This window comes from Rhizobium sp. CFBP 8752 (assembly GCF_014842035.1).
GTDB lineage: Bacteria > Pseudomonadota > Alphaproteobacteria > Rhizobiales > Rhizobiaceae > Neorhizobium > Neorhizobium soli.
Genome location: NZ_JACYUZ010000001.1, coordinates 1,578,712 through 1,596,882, shown reverse-complemented (window position 1 = coordinate 1,596,882; position 18,171 = coordinate 1,578,712). Strand labels below are relative to the sequence as shown.

Here is an 18,171-nt window from a genome sequence, read left to right as displayed (position 1 = left end):
GAGATCTGCGCAAGCCTTCTGGGCATCACAAAGCCATCCACGCTTCTCTAACCCAAACAACCCAACCCACTAATCACCAACACGAAGACCGCCCATGAGCGACAGTCTTCCCCCTAACCCAGAGAAAGGAATGCCATCTCCAATCAGCGGCGTTTACGCCATCCACAACCACATCACCGGGAAAACCTACTATGGCAGTGGTAAGGACGTTTCCAACCGCAAGGCGTCCCACTTCTGGCAGATGCGTTCTCAGCGGCATAAGAATTATCTGCTTCAGGCAGACTTCGACCAATATGGTGCCGAGTCTTTTGAGTTCGAATTGATCCAAGCAGTCGCAAACCAAGACCTCCGGAAGGTCGAGCAGCGTTACATAGACCAGACAGCCCCACAGTCGCGATACAATCTCGCCAAGAAGGCGACAGGCGGTGGACCGCCGAAGACGGCTGAGACACGTCGCAAGCTAAGCAAGTCTCACACCGGTAAACGGCATGATGCCGCCACCATCGAGAAAATCCGGAACCGTCGCCCGGAGCAGAATGGATCTTTCTCCGGTTATTTCATCACACCAAACGGAAGTTTCGCGAGTGCTCCCTTGGCCGCATCTGCCATGGGCGATGTTTTACATTTCGTGACACTCCGCCGTTGGTGCCAGAAGCCAGACACCGAGTTCACAATCCACTCTTATAAGCGGTGCGCCTATCTCCAGTCGTTCGGTGAAAGCGTGATCGGTATGACCCCACGCGCGATGGGGTTCGGTTTCGACCCAGCATGAGTGCGTATTTGTCGGTCTCGGAAACATTTTTTCGCCGGCCGATTTTAGAAGCTTCGACAGCAATCGCGAAGCATGGACGATGGCAAATATCTCTCACCAAGTTTCTTTATCGGTACGAGCGAATTTTATACCGTCCTGATGAGAGTAAAGACGGAAGTAGAAAACTTAAAATCATTTCGATTTTACTTCGGAGTTCGCAACGAAGAAAATTTTATGTTGGCAACTTCGTTTGCGGTATGTATATCGACATCACTGTCAAGCAGCGGTCACATCGACACGGCGTGAGATGCGAAGATAGACTAACGTAGCGATAATATGGAGAGTTATACTGATGCGAGCGAAGCAGCAGACCGCACCCGTTTGGGATTTTTTAGGGACAGCATTCAGAACACATGACGCCTTGAAAGCGGGTGTTCTCGATCCCGTTAATTGCGGACCATGGATTGAAGAATGTGAAGCGGATGGGAAAGAACGACAGTTCTTGCTGAACTGGAATGATTTCGACCCGGACTTCTGCGACGGTGTTGAAGGTCTCATCGAGAAGATCGATCAACTTATCTTTGACGCAATATACGACGACGAATTCAGGCGTTGTATTTCAGGTGTTTTTTACCGCCGCGTCCTTTCCCATTTAGAAGGGAAATTCCATTGTGGCGACAGCGTTGATCGACCGGTGCTGGTAGCGTGGAGAGCCGCAGAGAAAGCGTCTGACTCGTTGAATGAAATGGTAGAATACGCGGTTCAGATGACCGATTTCCACAAACTGGCTGAAGGACCCGTACTCGCTAAAATGAAGCGGCGGTGTGATCGATACATTCGGCTTGCTAACAAGGCTTATGACGCTGCCTGCGATAACTGTTGTCAGTTTGGTTGGGAAGAGAATATCGAGAAGTTCATTCATCGCGACGAACCATACCCGAAGGTAGCAATCTTCGCGGATTACATCCAAGGAAACCCTCAGACGTTGAAGAGCTTTTATGTGCGGGTTGATAGCGAGCAGCGCCACTTCACGACATTAGAGGAAGCCCGATCGTTCGCCTTCTTCCATGCTGAGACCGTCTGGCAGTCATCAAGCGTCGATGACTATCTTGAAGAAAGCAGACCCGTTCTGCGTTTGACGCCAAATCCTGCTGGCTTTGGTGTCGCAGCATGATGAGCGATCTTGCGACAACAGCATTTGTCCACGCCGACTATGAGGAATTTAAGCCTGAAACTTTGATGGGGTTCGTCGTTACCATTTGTCGCGCTGACGGTGCGGTGGTGGCGGAACAACGGTTTCTGACATTGGAAGATGCCATGGAATACGCATCCCAGGCAGAAAAAATCGTACATCTGGCGAGCGTAGACCATTACTTTTACGACCTTGGCCGACCGCAGCACGCCAAATGATCACCGTAAGAGACCCGCTTCGGCGGGTTTTTCTTTACCGGCTGGTGGCCGATCTCAGTTCATTGACCGAATTCGCGAAGTTGCTGTTGACCGTGGCTTCAAGCCCGGTGACATCGGCAACAGCCTCATCACTCTCCAGATCAAGCGCGTTGATAGCAGCCCATTCGTCAACGAATTCCATTTCGGTCGTAACGATTCGAGTGGTAAGGGTCTTGTTGGCGGCGGCAAGAACTTGCGTGTCTTTGACCATCTGTTGGATAGTCCGCTCGTTTAGTTCGACCGACAGCGCGAGCTTGGTATTGTTGCCCTTCAGGGTGTCGATTGTCGCGGCATCACGACCAGATTGCCAGTACCAGCCGCCTCCAAGAAGCAGACAGATAATGGCAAGCCCGATCATGAGGTAGAGATTGATTTGTGCGAACATCGGCTATTTAGTGGCGTAAGTCATCGACGGGCTTTGTGTTAGCCGCGAGCTTGTCACCAACTATTGAGGCCTACATGTGCCAAGTTCCATTTCCGGTCCCGGCACGTAACCGTCTTCTCCGTTGACGTAGCCTTCCGATCTTACACGAAGAAACCGACCAGTTTCGAAGTGGAATGACCACCTATCGGTAGCGCCTCTGTCTCCATCCATCTCGCATTCAAGTGTGCCGCTAATTGTGATGACGACATCTCCAGAGGCATGAAATGAGGCATGGTCGCGCTGAAAGCACAGGCTGATCTCTTTGCCTTTTGCCAATCGTTTTAGCTGATATTGTGTCGCCTTCGCGTTATGCTTTTCGTTGTCGCTGTAGGCAGAAACCACATCGATATTGTACGATCTCTTCTCTTGGCTGATGGACCCGTTCCATTTTTTAGTCGAGGTATCGGACGCCACTTTGTTCAAGACTGTCGTTTCACAAACGTAAGAATTAGTGAAACTGCCGTTTCTGTCAAATATTGCCGAATCCTGAGCTTTCGCTTGAAACGGAATTGTTAGCAAGACTAATGCGAATGCGGAAACTTTCACTCGAACCCCCTGAGTGTTGGACTGGATCGTGCCTACCTGTCGTGGGTGATATTGATACAGCCGCACTTACAGAGCAAGCATAGAGGGCTGGTCTTGCCGCAGAAGCCATCCTCGAACGCCTTTGTCTCCATCAGGATGTGGGTTAACTGAATATGCGAAGTTGGGGATCGCCAAGCAAGAAGCCCGTCATTCAATCGCCACCTTATTGACTCCCGTTCCTGATGAGAACACAACGAGAACGTTCATCAACGAGATCAGGTGCCGCAATGTCAGCAATTATCCACGCCGCAACCCCCAATGACATTGCGATCGATCTTGCCGAAGCCGTGTTGGCAGCGCACGAAGGCGATGCTGTCGCCGCGCTAAGGGACGTCATTGCCGACGCGTGCTTCCTACATCAACAGCTACTGATAGCATCGACGTTCATTTCTTACGGAGCGGCGAGGGGTTGGCGGCCAAAGTTTGTCCGGGAGTGAGCATTGGACGCAATTGAAGCGATCCGCGATTGCCTTCGCAAGCTCGATGCCAAGCCGGGTGAGCCAGTGAACATATTTTCGATAGGGGAACCGCTCATCGACGCCTGGTTCGATCAGGACTCGATCGTGAACGGGCTGTATTCGTTGGAAGCTCAACAAGTGATCGAGATTATGAATGGTAATCGTATCTCGCTGCTGAAAGCGATAACAACGTCCACAACCAAATAGAAAACGCCCACGCGAACAGTGTTGGGGGCTGCTCGCATGGGCGTCGAAGGTGCCGTCGCTAAGCTCAACTACGGCAGCAATCGTCTAACCTGAACAGGGCACGGCAGTTCCCGATCCAGCGTCATGGAAATTTGTCTGTACGGAACCGGACGTTGGGAAGGCTGTCCACGCTCTGTGGGGGCCAACGACAAAAGCTCGTGCGGAAGGAGCCACCACCGCACGAGCTTTTTTTCCATCACCAAGTAGCAGACACCGCACAACCGGAGAGCCAACGGTGTCTGCTCCTGCCAGAACGCGGATCTGGTCATCTGGTTCCGGCTAAACCGCATCAATCGAGTAGTGTCACCTCATCCCAAATCCGCTTTCGGTTTTTGGCATGGGTGAGGGCGGCTTTCGTGAAACCGTACCGTTTACAGTCCGCTATAAGTTCATCGTAGAACGCGAAGAACTCTGCTCTGGCTTTCGGGTTGAGTACAAGTTCCTCAAAGGCATTAGTGTCGGGCATTTCGCATATTCCGAGTTTTGGAATATGACCTTTTCATCATATAAAAGTGGCTTTCGCCGTCGCGCAGTCATAAGTTACTGGTTAGAGATATCGCGTGTTCACGCGTCTTCAGGCAACGCTTTCTGTAGTGCCTCAAGCTTGTTTTGGAGTGTGTAGCCAACTCCGTAGTACATGGAGAACCCCTTGGTCGTATGGCCAAGCAAGGCGTCTTTGAGAGTGTCGTTACAGCCGCTTTGTCGAAGCCTGTCGGCCATTGTGTGGCGGTAGCTGTAGAATGTGCGATCCTTCACCGCTGACTTGATTAGTACGTTGGAGATACGGGATAGTTCTTCGGAACCGTTGTTTTTTCGGAATTCGTCAAAGCCGTCCGGAAACTTTTTCATTTCGTCGAGTGCCAAACCGATCAGCGGAATCTCACGGATTCTGCTACCGTTTCCTTTTACGCGATTGCGGTGAGCGTTGGGGCGCACGGCGATGTATGGGACCGGAGCATCGAGAAATATGTCTGAGCTATCGAGGTGAGTCAGTTCCTTACATGTCGCACCGGTATTCATCGAAATGAGGTTGAGCGCGATTACCTGCTTGCTGGCTTCACTGTTGATAAGTTTGTCCCGGACAATCCTGATCTCATTTTCAGTGAACGGCTTTCGCTTGCCCTTCTCAGCGCCGTTGCTGTCGATTGTAATCCGGTCCCAAGGGCAGGGGAGTAGTTCCGGGGCATCGCATTCGAGAACCTTCGTATGGATTAAGCGAAGCCACATGATTTTCTTGCGAGCGGTTTCAACCTTAAGCTTGCCAGCCCGAACTTGTTCAACAAGGGCGTTCTTGAAGATGAAGCAATCTTTCGGCTTCAGCTTCAACACGTCAACTTTCCCCATGACATCCGTGAAGGCTTGAGCAGCTTGTACGAACGGACGCCATCGTTTGTAGCGGTCCCGTTCGTCAGAGTACGCCATGAACTTGTCTGGGCTAAGCTCTTTGTATCGCTCAAGAGCTTGGGTCATCGTCATACCGGGCGCGGCGACAACTCCGCCATGGGTTGCCGTTTCGAGTTTGTTACGCCGCCCTGTCCCACTCGTCGCTGACTTGAGTTCAAATATCGCTTCGATCGATTTCTCGATTGGGGCATACAGGTAGTCTTCATCAGATCGATAAGTCAGGCCAGAACGCTTTGCGTTGTCGGTGATGGTTTCGGGAACAATCTCGATTTCGTCCGGAATAATTCCCGTCGCGAAGATATGCGACCATTTCTCATAGAGTGGAGCAACAGCGAACCGAGCAGTCTTCCGGTCTTTAGTTTTCAACGACCGCCAAACCTCCCGCTTTCCCAGTTTAGCCCGGAGATTTGGGGGGACGGCGATTCGGAAGTGGTAGCCGGAAGCGCGTTCAACGATGTAATTCGGGTCCATAGTCATATCCGTCAATAGAAATTGCGACCGAAGGCAAAATCTGATGATCAACATCGGATTGCGGTCAAAATGATTAAGTGTCTTAAGATTGGTCGCGCTGAAACCGGAGTGGAAAACCCGCATCCATGGCGCGCAAGTGGTGAATATAAGCCAGACGCAACGTGCTTGTCAATATCAATGCTACAAGCGATTGATAGATGCTTAATTCGAATTGATTTCGAATTCCATTTTGCTTCAAATTTCGCGAAACAGGGTATTTTGTACTTTGACCGGGACCAGCGGGAATCGGCACGGCACAACGGTCGCTCGATGTAGCAAGCGATGTAGCAGAATGGCCAATAAGGCTTATTTTTCAATGAAAACAATAGCATGGCGGCGGAAGAGGTGGGATTCGAACCCACGGTACGGTCTCCCGCACGCCGGTTTTCAAGACCGGTTCCTTAAACCACTCGGACACTCTTCCTCGCTGTCAGGCTTTATAATCGCAGAACTGCCGTCGTCAACTGGAGATGCGCTTCGATTGCTGCACTGGTACCCTAGTCTTTGCGGGAGAAGGCGGCAATCAAAGTATTAATAGAGTATTACTTTTAGTATCCGTTAACCATACTGGATACAATTTTAATTACTCAACAGTTTTCGTTCGCATTTTAGCCACGAAAAAAGCAAATCTAGGCATCCATCAAAGACGGGGCCGGACGGGTCTCGCTTGGTTCATTGATCGGAACGACGAATCGATCTTCGAGGCTCAAGCGCTCGTTGTGGCAAGAAATTATGGGGCGGACAGGTTTTGCGTTTGAGTGGCGGTATTGTTTCGCTAAGTGCGAAGTGGCTTGGCATGACGGTGGTTTTCGCGGCGATGGCATCCTGTGCCACGACAAAGCCGACGCATGAACCTGCGCAGAAGCAGGTGCGCAGCAAGGAATACTTCTCCGAGAAGGAATATGGCGTCAAAGCCAGTCCGCGCGTCGTCAAGGACGGACAGCCGGTGCCGAAAGGCGGCGGACGCTTTATGGTCGGCCAGCCTTACCAGGTGAGGGGCAAGACCTACGTTCCCAAGGAAGATCCGCAGTATAACAAGAGTGGTCTCGCATCGTGGTATGGTTCGGCCTTCCACGGCCGTTATACCGCCAATGGTGAGGTCTATGATTCGGCCAGCCTCACGGCAGCCCATCCGACGTTTCCGCTGCCAAGCTATGCCCGCGTCACCAATGTCGAAAACGGCTCGTCGGTCATCGTGCGCGTCAACGACCGCGGCCCGTATCACGCCGGCCGCATCCTCGACGTGTCCAGCAAGACGGCCGAGCTCCTCGATATGAAGCGTTCGGGCACTGCCAAGGTCAATGTCCAGTATGTCGGCCGCGCACGCATGGACGGCGAAGATACTCCGTTCCTGATGGCGTCCTACATCCGCAAGGGCGATCGACTGCCGTCCTTCAATCCGGGTGGCGGTCAGAGTTCGAGCGGCGTGATGGTCGCGTCGAACCAGCCATTGCGTGACCAGATGCAGAGCTTCGGTTCGTCCGTACCGACGCCTGCCGCCTATCCGAGCCGTGCGCAGAGCAACGCATCCTCGAAGAGGGGCTTCCAGCGGGCCGAGCAGTATGCGGCGTCGCCGCGCCCGGTCGAGCGTTCGACGGCTGAGACGGTTCGTGCCCAGGCACCGCAGCGACAGGTCGCGGCAGTTGCGCCAAAGCCGGCACCAGTTCAGGCTCCGACCCAGAAGGCGATCGCAGCTCCGGCTCAGCAGCAGGTTGCAAGCCAGCAGCGTTACGTTCAGCCAGTCGCTCCGGCGCGGGCAGAACAGCAGATCCGCCCGGTCGCAAATCGGGCGCAGCAGGCCTGGACCTCCGAAACTGCCTATGTCGAGCCGCCTAAGGGCCACAAGCAGCAGGTCATGTTCGGCAACGTCCTGCTGCAGGACTAAGCGGCCCGGCACGGCCCGACCCTGAGGCGACGCGTCTGACGTCCCGATCGGCAGCGCGTTGTTCGCGCTGTCTTCCGCAAAGCATCCTATCTCCGAAAATTGATTCCGGTTCGCGGATCGATGCTGTAGGCATAGGTCGAAACGTTTCTGGGGGCATGATGCGACGCTTTCTGTTTTCGGCCTGCCTGTGCGTCACGGCAGCCTTTTCCGCGACACAGACCGTGTCTGCGCAGGACGCCGCACCAGCCTTCGCGACCAAGGCCAGACAGGTCTATATGGTCGAGGAAAAGACCGGCACGGTGCTGCTTTCGGCAAACGAAAACCAGTCTCTTCCGGCAGCCTCGCTCGCCAAGCTGATGACCATGGAAGTGGTGTTCAGCGCGCTCCAGCGCGGCGAGATCACACCCGAAACCAGCTATCCCGTAACCGAGTTTGCCTGGCGCACCGGTGGCGCGCCATCGGGCACCACGACCATGTTTGCGGCGCTGAAATCGCAGATGAAGGTCGACGACCTGATCCGGGGCGTGATCATCCAGAATGCCAACGACGCCTGCATCATTCTGGCAGAAGGACTGTCCCGCTCCGAGGCCGAATTCGCGACGCGCATGAACGCGCGCGCCAAGGATCTGGGGCTTACGCGCTCTGCATTCGGCAATTCCACGGGCCTTCCGTCTGCCGAAAGCCGGACCACCACCCGTGACATGGTGGAACTCGCGCGGCACCTTCAGAAGACATATCCGCAATACTACCCGCTCTACGCCCAGCCGGACTTCACCTGGAACAAGATCTTTCAGCGCAACAAAAACCCGCTGCTCGCGCTCAATCTCGGCATAGACGGGCTTGGAGCCGGCTATGCGGAAGGCGCAGGTTTCTCGTTCGTCGCTTCCGCACAGCGCGAAGGAACGCGGCTTTTCCTCGCCATGGGGGGACTTGCCAGTGACAAGGAACGGGTGGAAGAGGCGCGCCGGGTGATGGAGTGGGGGCTCTCCTCGTTTCAGACCAAGGTGATCTTCGCGCAAGGCGAGGTGATCGGTCAGGCAAGCGTCTATGGCGGCACCAGCCGCCACGTCGATCTCGTCGCGCAGGAGCCGGTCGATCTCTACCTGCCGACCAATAGCCCCGATCGCCTTTCGGGTCGGATCGTCTACCGCTGGCCGCTCCGTGCACCCGTCACGAAAGGGCAGGAAATCGGCGTTCTGCAGATCTCATCCGGAGACCGTCTGGTCCGGGAAGTGCCGCTGATGACGGCGGATGCCATCGAAGACGGGACACTCTTCAACAAGGCGACCGATGCGGCTCTGGAACTGATGTTCTTCTGGCTTTGACATGTTCCGTGACGCGTGGATATCGGCTATGAACCGTCTGACAGGCGCAATACGGAACTAGGTGTGACACAACAATCCGGGCTATTCGTGACATTCGAAGGCGGGGAAGGGGCGGGGAAATCCACCCAGATCCGCAGGCTTGCCGATCTCCTGCGCAGGCGGGGATACGACGTTCTGATGACGCGGGAGCCGGGCGGTTCGCCGGGCGCCGAAGCGGTTCGCCACGTCCTGCTTTCGGGTGCAGCGCAGGAGTTCGGGACCAGGCTCGAAGCGGTCCTGTTTGCGGCTGCCCGCAACGACCACGTCGAGGAGGTCATCCGGCCGGCGCTCGCAAGCGGCGCAATCGTTCTCTGCGACCGCTTCATCGATTCCTCCCGCGTCTACCAGGGCGCCACCGGCAATCTGGAGTCCGATCTCATCGAGGCATTGCAGCGTGTCGCGATCGACGGCGTCAAACCGGATTGTACCGTGATCCTCGATCTGCCCGCCGAAATCGGCCTTGGCCGTGCCCGCAAACGCGCGCCGGACGAAGCCCCCGACCGTTTCGAGCGGGAAGAGATCGAGACCCACGAAACGCGCCGCCAGGCTTATCTCGCGATTGCCACCGCCGATCCCGGCCGCTGTCACGTCATCGATGCCGACCGCGACGAGGAGATCATCGCCAAGGAGATTGCAGCGCTGATCGAGCCCATGGCTTTGAGCCTCGGCGCTGATCAGGCCGGCGTCACGGGTTCATCGGAATGAGCGACCAGGATCCGCATATTCTGGACGGCGCCATTTCGCCCGCCAGAAATCCGCACCTGTTCGGCCATCGTGCCGCGGAGGATTTTCTGAGTGCCAGCTACAAAACGGGCAAGGGCCATCACGCCATCCTGATCGAGGGGCCGGAAGGGATCGGCAAGGCGACGCTGGCCTTCCGTTTCGCCAATCATGTCCTCTCCCATCCGGAACCGGAAAGCGCGCCTGATCACATTGCCGATCCGGATCCAGACAGCGCCGTCAGCCGCCAGATCGCCTCGGGCGCCTCGCACAATCTTCTGCATCTCTCTCGACCGGTCGACGACAAGACCGGAAAGATGAAGACGGCCATCACCGTCGACGAAGTGCGGAAAGCCGGGCACTTCTTTTCCCAGACATCCGGGACCGGAAACTGGCGCATCGTCATTATCGATGCGGCCGACGACCTCAACCGCAACGCAGCCAACGCGATCCTCAAGATCCTCGAAGAACCGCCGCGGCGTGCGCTTTTCCTCGTCCTGTCGCATGCCCCCGGACGGCTCTTGCCGACCATCCGGTCCAGATGCCAGCCGCTCAGGCTGTCATCGCTCAGTGATACGGATCTTGCAAGCGCGCTCGCAACCCTCGGCAGCCCACTCGATGGCGGCAAGACCGAGGAGATGGTGCTGACTCAATCCAAGGGAAGCGTCGCGCAGGCACTGAAACTTTTGAATTACGGCGGCGCCGATATCATCTCGGCATTCGACGATGCCGTCTCCGCCGACGGACCGGCCGCGCGCAAGGCGATGCACCGGCTCGCCGACGTTCTCTCCGGCAAGGACAGCGACGTCATCTTCGGCTTCTTTCTCGAGCATCTGTCCGACCATCTCGTCAAACGGGCGAGGGAGGCCGCATTGTCAGGCGATCTCGCCACCGCGGACCGAAGGGCAAAGCTTGTTTCCGACATGACCGAGAAGTTGAAGATCGCCCAGGCCTATAACCTCGATCGCAAGCAGACGCTGATGTCCATTCTCGAGACCGCCAGGCTTGCCTGATCGTCGATCCGGACCATGGCGGGAAGTTTGGGTTTCGCTTGTCTGCAACATGCGCTAAGAGCGGCGTGACTTAACATCTGTCCGAGTACAGCCCATGCCGAACAAGACACCTTTCTACATCACCACAGCGATCTCCTATCCGAACGGCAAGCCGCATATCGGCCATGCCTACGAACTGATCGCGACGGATGCGATGGCGCGCTTCCAGCGCCTCGACGGCAAGGACGTCTTCTTCCTGACGGGCACCGACGAGCACGGCCAGAAGATGCAGCAGACGGCCCGCAACGAAGGCATTTCGCCGGAAGAGCTGGCCGAGCGCAATACCGAGCAGTTCCGGGAAATGGGCAAGCTGCTCAACGCCTCGAACGACGATTTCATCCGCACGACGGAACAGCGCCACCATCAGGCAAGCAAGGACATCTGGAACCGGATGTCGGCCGCCGGCGATATCTACAAGGATACCTATGCGGGCTGGTATTCGGTCCGCGACGAGGCCTACTACGCCGAGGACGAAACGCAGCTGCGTGACGGCACCCGTTATGGCCCGCAGGGCACGCCGGTCGAGTGGGTCGAAGAGTCCAGCTACTTCTTCAAGCTGTCCGAATACGGCGACAAGCTGCTGAAGCACTACGAGGATCATCCGGATTTCATCGGTCCGGCCGAGCGCCGCAACGAAGTGATCTCCTTCGTCAAATCCGGTCTGCGCGATCTCTCCGTATCCCGCACCACATTCGACTGGGGCATCAAGGTTCCCGACGATCCGGCGCACGTCATGTATGTCTGGGTCGACGCGCTCACGAACTACCTGACCGCAACCGGCTATCTCGACGACCCGAACGGTCCACGGGCGAAATACTGGCCGGCTGATGCGCATATCATCGGCAAGGACATCATCCGCTTCCACGCCGTCTATTGGCCAGCCTTCCTGATGTCGGCAGGTCTGCCGCTGCCCAAGCGCGTCTATGCCCACGGCTTCGTTCTGGCCAAGGGCGGCGAGAAAATGTCGAAGTCGCTCGGCAACGTGCTCGATCCGTTCGAACTGATCGGCCATTTCGGCCTTGATGCGATCCGCTATTACCTGCTGCGGGAGATCTCCTTCGGCCAGGACGGCACCTGCAGCGAAGACGCGATCGGCACGCGCATCAACGCCGATCTCGCAAACGGTATTGGCAATCTTGCCAGCCGCTCGCTGTCGATGATCGTCAAGAATTGCGACGCGAAGATCCCGGCACCCGGCGAATTGACCGACGCAGACCGGCAGATGCTGGCCTCCGTCGATGCGCTCCTGCCGATCTGCCGCGACGACATGGAAAAGCAACTCGTTCACCGCGCGCTGGCGGCAATCATAGCCGTCGTGTCCGAAACCGACCGCTATTTCGCAGCCCAGGCGCCGTGGGTTCTGAAGAAAACTGATCCCGCCCGGATGGAGACGGTCCTTTACGTGGCCGCCGAAGTGGTTCGCCAGATCGCCATCCTGCTGCAGCCGTTCATGCCGGACTCGTCGTCAAAGCTTCTCGATCTGGTGGCTGCACCTGCCGGATCGCGTGATTTCGCAGCACTCGGCGAAGTTGGCCGCCTGACACCCGGCACGGTGCTGGAAGCTCCAAGCCCGGTCTTCCCGCGCTACGTTGCGCCGCAGCCCGCGGCATAGGGCAAGTCATGCTGATCGATACCCATTGCCATCTGGATTTTGCGGATTTCGACTCCGAACGCGACGAACTGATCGAGCGCGCCCACGAAGCCGGTGTCCGGCAGATGGTGACGATCTCGACACGCGTCAGGAAGCTGGACAGCCTGCTGGCGATCACGGACAAATACCCATCGGTATTCTGCTCCGTCGGCACGCATCCCAACAATGCCAGCGAAGAGCTGGATATCCAGGCGGAAAACCTCATTCGTCTCGCCAATTTGCATGACAAGATCGTCGCGATCGGCGAAGCGGGTCTCGATTATTTCTACGACACGCAGACGCCGGCCGACCAGAAGACCGGTTTTATCAGACATATCGAAGCTGCACGCGAGACCGGGTTGCCGCTCGTGATCCATAGTCGCAGTGCCGACGAAGACATGATCGAGATCCTGACAGCTGAAAGCGGGAAGGGGGCTTTCCCCTTCATTCTGCATTGCTTTTCGGCCGGACCCGACCTTGCCCGTGCCGGTATCGAGCTTGGTGGCTATGTATCCTTCTCGGGCATCCTGACCTTCCCGAAATCCGAAGATATCCGGTCCATCGCGAAAACGCTGCCGACGGACCGACTGCTGGTCGAGACCGATGCACCTTATCTGGCGCCAAAACGCTGGCGCGGAAAGCGCAACGAACCGTCCTACGTGGTCAATACCGCAGAGGTGCTGGCCGATGTTCACGGCCTGACTTACGAAGAGATGGCTGCGATCACGACGGAAAACGCGTTCCGCTGCTTCTCCAAGATGCCGAGGCTTTGAGGTGATGGCGGCCCGGGTCGGAACGAGCACCGGATATCGGCGGCGCTTTACCGTTCTCGGCTGCGCGTCTTCGCCGGGCGTACCGCGGCTGAACGGCGACTGGGGCGATTGTGACCCGGAAAACCCGAAGAACCGGCGCACGCGCGCCTCGTTCATGGTGGAGCAGATCGCGCCGGATGGCGGCAAAACTGTTGTCGTGATCGATACCGGCCCGGACTTTCGCGAGCAGATGATCGCCGCAAGCGTCCAGCGCATCGATGCCGTCCTGTACACCCATCCACACGCCGATCATCTGCACGGCATCGACGATCTACGCGGCTATTTCATCCTCCAGAAGCACCGCATTCCGATACATGCCGATCCGTCCACGATGGACCGCATCCGCCAGGGCTTCGGCTATTGCCTGGAAACACCGGCCGGTGGCAGCTATCCGCCAATCGTCAAGCCGGTGCTGATCGAGACGATGGACGCGCCGATCGTCATCGACGGTCCGGGCGGCGCCATCCGGTTCCAGCCGCACAGGCAGGTCCACGGCGATATCCATTCGCTGGGCTTCCGGATCGGCAACGTCGCGTACTGCAGCGATGTCAGCGACTTTCCGCCGGAAACGGTGCCGAAGCTCATCGGACTTGATACGCTCATCATCGACGCGCTCCAGTACCGCACGCATCCGAGCCATCTGTCACTTGAGCAGGCACTCGACTGGATCAGCCATCTGGCGCCAAAGCGCGCGCTACTGACCCACATGCACATTCCACTGGACTACGATCGCGTCATGGCTGAAACGCCGGGCCATGTCGAACCGACCTATGACGGCTTGGCGTTCGAAGTCGATGTGACGGCGGATGATCTGCAGCTCTAAGGGAGAAGGCCAAGATCTTGCGCTTCCAGCCACATCCTGTAGTTCCATAATCTATCTTATCTGATCTTTGGATATAGCTTCAAAAAAGGTAGACTGTCACACTCCCCGCATGTGAATAGCGTGCGCGATCTGCGGCGGATCGAAGTTTCGTCCAAGGCCGGATCGTGCTTGATGACAATAGTGTCACTGGCGCATGGTCTTGACCTGAGCGAGCGCCGGATCCGCCGGATCACATCCCATACGTTTCAGTACCCAGAACATTGATCATCGAACGCAACAACTTTGCGCGCCGTCGGCATCGCGTTCAAACGGTGATCTCGACGGCGCTACCATCCGGCATCACGATGACGGCCTCGTAGAACCCGTCACCGGTCCATCTGGGTCCTGATCGCAGGCAGCCGGCAAGCCGGCAGCGTTCCGCCAAAGCATCGACTGCACTCTCGCTCCCCAGGGCAATGGCGATATGGTCCCAGCCAACGCTTTCTCCTCTGGCGTCCGTCACCCATGGCACGGACATGAGCTCGATCTGGTCCTCTGCACCGGGCAGGTTGGCGAACCTCGATGTGAACCCTACCCTGTTCTTGCTGTGGTAAGGTTCTCCCACCGTTGCGCCGAAATAGGTCTCGAAAAATCCGGCAGCGGCGTCGAGGTCGCGGGTCCAAAGTGCTGTGTGGGCGATGCGCATGGGTCGTTGAATTCCTTGTTTGACGAACATGCGAAGCTACGAAAGATGCGGACGTTGCCGCCACATGCTTCACATCGACGGAGAACCGCCATCTAGTGCGACATGCACCTGGACATCGCACCGCGCGAAGTCTCCGCGGTCGAATTCGCCATCCTCCACGATGAGATGATCGATCATCGACGTATCCGCGACCTTGAACGGCGCGACTGTGCCGAGCTTCTCGGCCGTCGCGGCGACGACGAGAATGCTGCTCTGGTTCACCATGGTCCGCTTGAGTTCGGCCTCGCCCGGATCGAGCGCAGTGACGCCGGCGATGCTGTCCACGCCGCATACGCCGATGATGAACATGTCCGCATAGACCTGCATGGCTTCACGTATCGCCTGCGGCCCGAGGCACGCGCCCTTCGCCTGATCGTACAGACCGCCGAGAACAATGACCGTAAAGTTCGGTCGGTCTGATAGCGCCGTGGCAATCACCGGCGCGTTCGTGACGATCGTCAGCGTCTGGCTCGGATCGAGCGCGTTCGCGACCGCAAGATTGGTGGATCCGGCGTCGATGAACACGGTCTGGCCGTCTTCGACAAGCCTCGCCGCCGCCCGTGCAAGGCTCGACTTTCGATCCGCGTCCAATGCGGTTCTGGCAGCCAACGTGCCGAAATCCGGCGTCGGCAGCAGCGCGCCACCATAGACTCGACGGCAGAAACCCAGCTTGGCGAGTTCGCGCAGGTCTCTGCGAACCGTGTCTTCGGACACGTCAAACTGCGTCGCCAGTTCGCTCGCAACAACCTTGCCGCGGATGGTCAACTGCTCGCGGATGCGGTCGAGCCTCTCTTCTGTCAGCACGTGCCGGGTCCCTCATCAAAGTTTCTGCACGATCTTGCACATTCTTACGCATTCTGTAAACAGGGCACCATCAAGGACGGCGACGATCTCTGCCGAGGTCCAACGCTGTAATCCAGGAGCTACCGAGATGCCGAACGCCCAGATCCTCACAGGACGCCCCCGCACCGGAGGCCGACACCAATGGGCCACGCGCTCCAGCTTTCTCATTGCCGGCTCGGCCATGGCGGCCTGGGCGCCGCTGGTTCCTGTCGCCAAGGCTCGAATCGGCGTAGATGACGGCACGCTTGGCCTGTTGCTCCTGTGCCTTGGCCTGGGCTCTATCGTGACCATGCCAATGGTCGGCATTCTCGCGAGCCGATTCGGATGCCGGGCCGTCATCGTGGCAAGCACCCTGGCGCTGGCCCTCGTGCTCCCGATGTTGGCGGTCGCCGATTCGCTTCCCGGCATGGCGATCTCGCTGGCGCTGTTCGGGGCAAGTGTTGGCGCGGTTGACGTCGCGATCAATATTCAGGCCGTCATGGTCGAGAAGGATAGTGACCGCAACATGATGTCCGGCTTCCATGGGCTGTTCAGCGTTGGCGGCATTGTCGGCGCGGGCGGCATGAGCCTTTTGCTCGGCGCCGGCGTTTCACCCCTGACCGCGACCTTGATGTTCAGTGCGCTGCTGCTTGGCCTGCTGGCGCAATCCTTTCGGGGCCTCCTGCCCTACGGAAACCAGGAGACCGGGGATGCGCCGTTGTTCACCATTCCGCGCGGCATCGTGGCCTTCATCGGCTTGCTGTGCTTTCTGGTTTTTCTTGGCGAGGGCGCGGTCCTCGACTGGAGCGCTCTGTTCCTCATCGGCGCACACCTGGTCGATCCGACTCAGGCAGGCTTTGGCTACACGATGTTCGCCATCGCGATGACCGTCGGTCGGGTGACGGGCGACTGGATCGTCAAAACGCTCGGCGGCATGAAAGTCGTGGTCGGTGGCGGCACGCTCGCAGCACTGGGTTTCCTGCTGACAGTCCTGGCTCCCAACCAGCCCCTGGCGTTTGCGGGCTTCCTTCTGGTAGGGCTCGGCGCTTCCAATATCGTGCCGGTTCTGTTCACAGCCGCCGGCAAGCAGACCCAAATGCCACCCAGCAATGCGATCGCTGCCATCACGACGATGGGCTACGCCGGAATTCTCATGGGTCCGGCAGCCATCGGTTTCGTCGCCCATCACTATAGTCTGGGTGTGGCCTTCGTTCTGGTTGCTGGCGGCATGGCGTTCGTCGCGCTCACCTGGCCTTTGACGGCGCGATGGTAACGCGCTGACCCGGCCTAGCCGTCAGCAAAGTCCCTGAGCTTGTCACCCGCCATCCGGTAGCGGATCCACTCCTTCTGCGGTTCGGCACCGATCGCATCGTAGACACCGATCGCCGGTTCGTTCCAGTCGAGCACGCTCCACTCGAACCGTCCGCACCCGCTCTCGACAGCGATCTTCGCGAGATGCCGCAACAGCGCCTTCCCGGCCCCGAGCCCGCGAGCGTTCGGCGTCACGTAGAGATCCTCGAGATAAAGTCCGTTCCGTGCCTGCCATGTCGAATAATTGAAGAACCAGATGGCCATGCCGACCGGTTTGCCATTGCTTTCGCAGATCAGGCCGCGCGTGACAGATGTCGGGCCGAACATCGATGTCTCAATCGTCTCGACGGTCGCCGCAACCTCATGCTCGGCCTTTTCGAAGATCGCGAGTTCGCGGATGAAAGACAGGAGCGTTCCGGCATCGGCACGGGTGGCGTCTCGGATGGCAAGTGTCATGGAAATGATCCGTGAAGTTTCGGCAACGCCAAATGTGATCGCCCGATGGCCGAGTGAGGGTCCGCGGCCTATTCGGCCGCGTCCTTTACCTCGGCGATTTCGATCTCGTAACTGTATCCGTCCAGCATGCCATAGGCCTGCTCGATGGTCTGGATCTCGGAATCGGCCTTGCTGATCGCATAGGCAATCGTTTCGCAGCGGGATTTCAGCATGCGACCCAGAACATCCGTTTCCGGCTTGCGGCCGATCCGGTTGATGTGATTGCGGATCCGGGCGCGGTGGCGCTCCATCTCGAGAATATGGAAGCGCGCATTGACGATCCGGTCCGTGAGCTTGCGCCGCATCGAGGAAACCGGATCAAAGCTGCCAGGCTCGCGCTCATCGAGGATCATCTCGTTGACGAGCATCTCCAAAATGACGAGACCCTGCAGGTCCTTCTTGTCGGCAAGCTCGGGATCGTAACCGGTGTCGTCATAGACTTTTCGGCGGATCGGGTCGTTCAGGAGCTCGAAGGATGCCTTCAGCTGTCCGAACGTTTCCGCATCGCCGCCGGTATCGGGATGGGCGGATTTCACCCGTTTGCGGTAGGCAAGCTTGATCGCCGTCACATCCGCCTCGCGCGAAACACCAAGAATTTCATAGGGATCGATCACAGTGCCACCTGTTTTCGGAAAGTCATATCAGAAAACGCCAATCCAGTCGTAGCGACGAAGTCCAGTCGGCTCAAGCCATTATCCATTCATGT

19 protein-coding genes and 1 tRNA gene are annotated in these 18,171 nt (G+C 57.6%); 12 read left to right on the top strand and 8 right to left on the bottom strand.

Going from position 1 to position 18,171, the window contains the following annotated elements:
- Nucleotides 1-94 precede the first annotated feature (94 nt).
- The 3 genes from IFT59_RS07595 to IFT59_RS07585 all read left to right on the top strand — a co-directional run bounded on the left by IFT59_RS07595 (nt 95) and on the right by IFT59_RS07585 (nt 2,161).
- Nucleotides 95-772 carry a GIY-YIG nuclease family protein gene (locus IFT59_RS07595; protein ID WP_192086533.1) on the top strand — a complete coding sequence of 226 codons (678 nt, stop codon included), beginning with the start codon at nt 95-97 and terminating at the stop codon, nt 770-772.
- 331 nt (nt 773-1,103) lie between these two features.
- On the top strand, nt 1,104-1,925 hold the full coding sequence (locus IFT59_RS07590) for a hypothetical protein (protein ID WP_192086532.1): 822 nt from the start codon (nt 1,104-1,106) through the stop codon (nt 1,923-1,925).
- On the top strand, nt 1,922-2,161 hold the full coding sequence (locus IFT59_RS07585) for a hypothetical protein (RefSeq protein WP_192086531.1): 240 nt from the start codon (nt 1,922-1,924) through the stop codon (nt 2,159-2,161). The genes IFT59_RS07590 and IFT59_RS07585 overlap by 4 nt, the downstream gene beginning before the upstream one ends.
- A 34-nt stretch (nt 2,162-2,195) precedes the next feature.
- Here IFT59_RS07585 and IFT59_RS07580 read toward each other — a convergent pair whose 3' ends face one another.
- Both IFT59_RS07580 and IFT59_RS07575 read right to left on the bottom strand, forming a co-directional pair.
- On the bottom strand, nt 2,196-2,585 hold the full coding sequence (locus IFT59_RS07580; RefSeq protein WP_192086530.1) for a hypothetical protein: 390 nt from the start codon (nt 2,583-2,585) through the stop codon (nt 2,196-2,198).
- Between the two features lie 60 nt (nt 2,586-2,645).
- Nucleotides 2,646-3,170: a hypothetical protein gene (locus tag IFT59_RS07575; protein ID WP_192086529.1), complete on the bottom strand. Its 525-nt coding sequence runs from the start codon at nt 3,168-3,170 to the stop codon at nt 2,646-2,648.
- 479 nt (nt 3,171-3,649) lie between these two features.
- Here IFT59_RS07575 and IFT59_RS07570 point away from each other — a divergent pair, with 479 nt between their 5' ends.
- Nucleotides 3,650-3,874: a hypothetical protein gene (locus tag IFT59_RS07570; RefSeq protein WP_192086528.1), complete on the top strand. Its 225-nt coding sequence runs from the start codon at nt 3,650-3,652 to the stop codon at nt 3,872-3,874.
- 603 nt (nt 3,875-4,477) lie between these two features.
- Here IFT59_RS07570 and IFT59_RS07565 read toward each other — a convergent pair.
- Complete coding sequence (locus IFT59_RS07565) at nt 4,478-5,788, bottom strand: DUF6538 domain-containing protein (protein ID WP_192086527.1); 1,311 nt, start codon at nt 5,786-5,788, stop codon at nt 4,478-4,480.
- Between the two features lie 376 nt (nt 5,789-6,164).
- Nucleotides 6,165-6,251: transfer RNA gene (locus tag IFT59_RS07560), tRNA-Ser, on the bottom strand.
- A 372-nt stretch (nt 6,252-6,623) separates the two neighbouring features.
- Here IFT59_RS07560 and IFT59_RS07555 point away from each other — a divergent pair.
- The 7 genes from IFT59_RS07555 to IFT59_RS07525 all read left to right on the top strand — a co-directional run bounded on the left by IFT59_RS07555 (nt 6,624) and on the right by IFT59_RS07525 (nt 14,113).
- Nucleotides 6,624-7,712, top strand: coding sequence for a septal ring lytic transglycosylase RlpA family protein (locus tag IFT59_RS07555; RefSeq protein WP_192086526.1), 1,089 nt, complete (start codon nt 6,624-6,626; stop codon nt 7,710-7,712).
- Nucleotides 7,713-7,870: 158 nt separating this feature from the next.
- The gene (locus IFT59_RS07550; RefSeq protein WP_192086525.1) at nt 7,871-9,037 is read left to right on the top strand and encodes a D-alanyl-D-alanine carboxypeptidase family protein; all 1,167 of its coding nucleotides are present in this window, start codon (nt 7,871-7,873) and stop codon (nt 9,035-9,037) included.
- A gap of 63 nt (nt 9,038-9,100) precedes the next feature.
- A complete protein-coding gene (gene tmk / locus IFT59_RS07545) occupies nt 9,101-9,781 on the top strand; it encodes a dTMP kinase (RefSeq protein ID WP_192086524.1) in 681 nt (226 codons plus the stop codon).
- The gene (locus tag IFT59_RS07540) at nt 9,778-10,809 is read left to right on the top strand and encodes a DNA polymerase III subunit delta' (RefSeq protein WP_192086523.1); all 1,032 of its coding nucleotides are present in this window, start codon (nt 9,778-9,780) and stop codon (nt 10,807-10,809) included. The genes tmk and IFT59_RS07540 overlap by 4 nt, the downstream gene beginning before the upstream one ends.
- Nucleotides 10,810-10,903: 94 nt before the next feature.
- Nucleotides 10,904-12,460 carry a methionine--tRNA ligase gene (gene metG, locus IFT59_RS07535; protein WP_192086522.1) on the top strand — a complete coding sequence of 519 codons (1,557 nt, stop codon included), beginning with the start codon at nt 10,904-10,906 and terminating at the stop codon, nt 12,458-12,460.
- Nucleotides 12,461-12,468: 8 nt separating this feature from the next.
- The gene (locus IFT59_RS07530; RefSeq protein ID WP_192086521.1) at nt 12,469-13,251 is read left to right on the top strand and encodes a TatD family hydrolase; all 783 of its coding nucleotides are present in this window, start codon (nt 12,469-12,471) and stop codon (nt 13,249-13,251) included.
- Nucleotides 13,252-13,255: 4 nt separating this feature from the next.
- Complete coding sequence (locus IFT59_RS07525; protein WP_062580721.1) at nt 13,256-14,113, top strand: MBL fold metallo-hydrolase; 858 nt, start codon at nt 13,256-13,258, stop codon at nt 14,111-14,113.
- A 304-nt stretch (nt 14,114-14,417) separates the two neighbouring features.
- On the opposite strand, the gene IFT59_RS07520 is transcribed toward IFT59_RS07525, so the two are convergent.
- Together IFT59_RS07520 and IFT59_RS07515 are read right to left on the bottom strand one after the other, a co-directional pair.
- A complete protein-coding gene (locus tag IFT59_RS07520) occupies nt 14,418-14,798 on the bottom strand; it encodes a glyoxalase/bleomycin resistance/extradiol dioxygenase family protein (protein WP_062580723.1) in 381 nt (126 codons plus the stop codon).
- 69 nt (nt 14,799-14,867) lie between these two features.
- Nucleotides 14,868-15,641, bottom strand: a complete 774-nt coding sequence (locus IFT59_RS07515; RefSeq protein WP_192086520.1) for a DeoR family transcriptional regulator — start codon at nt 15,639-15,641, stop codon at nt 14,868-14,870.
- Between the two features lie 127 nt (nt 15,642-15,768).
- Here IFT59_RS07515 and IFT59_RS07510 point away from each other — a divergent pair, with 127 nt between their 5' ends.
- Nucleotides 15,769-16,932, top strand: a complete 1,164-nt coding sequence (locus IFT59_RS07510) for an MFS transporter (protein WP_192086519.1) — start codon at nt 15,769-15,771, stop codon at nt 16,930-16,932.
- 14 nt (nt 16,933-16,946) lie between these two features.
- On the opposite strand, the gene IFT59_RS07505 is transcribed toward IFT59_RS07510, so the two are convergent.
- Both IFT59_RS07505 and IFT59_RS07500 read right to left on the bottom strand, forming a co-directional pair.
- Nucleotides 16,947-17,426 carry a GNAT family N-acetyltransferase gene (locus IFT59_RS07505; protein WP_192086518.1) on the bottom strand — a complete coding sequence of 160 codons (480 nt, stop codon included), beginning with the start codon at nt 17,424-17,426 and terminating at the stop codon, nt 16,947-16,949.
- Nucleotides 17,427-17,494: 68 nt separating this feature from the next.
- Nucleotides 17,495-18,079: a DnaJ domain-containing protein gene (locus IFT59_RS07500; protein WP_192086517.1), complete on the bottom strand. Its 585-nt coding sequence runs from the start codon at nt 18,077-18,079 to the stop codon at nt 17,495-17,497.
- Nucleotides 18,080-18,171 lie beyond the last annotated feature (92 nt).

Coding starts and splice junctions, on each gene's coding strand:
- IFT59_RS07540 (WP_192086523.1), top strand. CDS start 9,778: ATGAGCGACCAGGATCCGCATATTCTGGACGGCGCCATTTCGCCCGCC.
- IFT59_RS07520 (WP_062580723.1), bottom strand. CDS start 14,798: ATGCGCATCGCCCACACAGCACTTTGGACCCGCGACCTCGACGCCGCT.
- IFT59_RS07530 (WP_192086521.1), top strand. CDS start 12,469: ATGCTGATCGATACCCATTGCCATCTGGATTTTGCGGATTTCGACTCC.
- IFT59_RS07505 (WP_192086518.1), bottom strand. CDS start 17,426: ATGACACTTGCCATCCGAGACGCCACCCGTGCCGATGCCGGAACGCTC.
- IFT59_RS07595 (WP_192086533.1), top strand. CDS start 95: ATGAGCGACAGTCTTCCCCCTAACCCAGAGAAAGGAATGCCATCTCCA.
- IFT59_RS07510 (WP_192086519.1), top strand. CDS start 15,769: ATGCCGAACGCCCAGATCCTCACAGGACGCCCCCGCACCGGAGGCCGA.
- IFT59_RS07550 (WP_192086525.1), top strand. CDS start 7,871: ATGCGACGCTTTCTGTTTTCGGCCTGCCTGTGCGTCACGGCAGCCTTT.
- IFT59_RS07580 (WP_192086530.1), bottom strand. CDS start 2,585: ATGTTCGCACAAATCAATCTCTACCTCATGATCGGGCTTGCCATTATC.
- metG (WP_192086522.1), top strand. CDS start 10,904: ATGCCGAACAAGACACCTTTCTACATCACCACAGCGATCTCCTATCCG.
- IFT59_RS07590 (WP_192086532.1), top strand. CDS start 1,104: ATGCGAGCGAAGCAGCAGACCGCACCCGTTTGGGATTTTTTAGGGACA.
- IFT59_RS07565 (WP_192086527.1), bottom strand. CDS start 5,788: ATGGACCCGAATTACATCGTTGAACGCGCTTCCGGCTACCACTTCCGA.
- IFT59_RS07525 (WP_062580721.1), top strand. CDS start 13,256: ATGGCGGCCCGGGTCGGAACGAGCACCGGATATCGGCGGCGCTTTACC.
- IFT59_RS07585 (WP_192086531.1), top strand. CDS start 1,922: ATGATGAGCGATCTTGCGACAACAGCATTTGTCCACGCCGACTATGAG.
- IFT59_RS07555 (WP_192086526.1), top strand. CDS start 6,624: ATGACGGTGGTTTTCGCGGCGATGGCATCCTGTGCCACGACAAAGCCG.